This is a genomic window from Mesorhizobium sp. (genome assembly GCF_004962925.1).
GTDB lineage: Bacteria > Pseudomonadota > Alphaproteobacteria > Rhizobiales > Rhizobiaceae > Mesorhizobium.
Window position 1 is genome coordinate 1 of the sequence record NZ_SUEO01000419.1, and the last position, 727, is coordinate 727.

Annotated in this window: 1 protein-coding gene and 1 pseudogene; both read left to right on the forward strand. The window is 63.3% G+C overall.

Going from position 1 to position 727, the window contains the following annotated elements; genetic code table 11:
* Window positions 1-509, forward strand: a 509-nt coding sequence (locus tag E5W87_RS35495) for an acyl-CoA dehydrogenase family protein (protein ID WP_292408642.1), incomplete at its 5' end; no start/stop codon positions are given.
* 30 nt (window positions 510-539) lie between these two features.
* Window positions 540-727 (forward strand): annotated as a pseudogene (locus E5W87_RS35500) (alkanesulfonate monooxygenase); the annotation flags it as partial.

A 727-nucleotide genomic window follows, 5' to 3' on the forward strand; every position in this document is an offset into this window, starting at 1 on the left:
GGCCGACGGCCGACGGCGCCATCTTCCAGATCATCCAGGCCGCGGTCGATCTCGGCATCGCCAAGGCGGCGATCGACGAGACTGTCGGCTTCGTGCGCACCAAGTCGCGCGCCTGGATCGACAGCGGCGTCGATCATGCCTGGCAGGATCCTTATACGATCCAGGCGATTGGCGACCTTCGCCTGCGGACCAACGCGGCAGAGGCGGTTCTGGAAAGGGCCGGGCTTGCGGTCGATCGCGCCGTGGCCGACCCGAACGAGAAGACCGTCGCGGAAGCGCAGATCGCGGTTGCCGAATCCAAGATTCTCACCACAGAGATCGCCATCATTGCCACGAACAAGCTGTTCGAGCTCGCCGGCACACGCTCGACGCTGGCCGAGCACAATCTCGACCGGCACTGGCGCAACGCCCGCACCCACACGCTGCACGATCCGGTGCGCTGGAAATACGCGATCCTCGGCAACTACTACCTCAACGACGTAAATCCGCCACTCCATGCCTGGAGCTAGTGAGCGCCTCCAAATCACAGAGGACCATTCATGAGCATTGCCACTCCCGACAGGATCAAGGTCCTGTGGTTTCTGCCGACTCATGGCGACAGCCGCTATCTCGGCACCTCAGAGGGGGGAAGGGCGGTCGACTTGCCCTATCTCACCCAAGTCGCGAAAGCCGCCGATGCCATCGGCTACTATGGCGCGCTGCTGCCGACAGGACGCAGTTGCGAAGA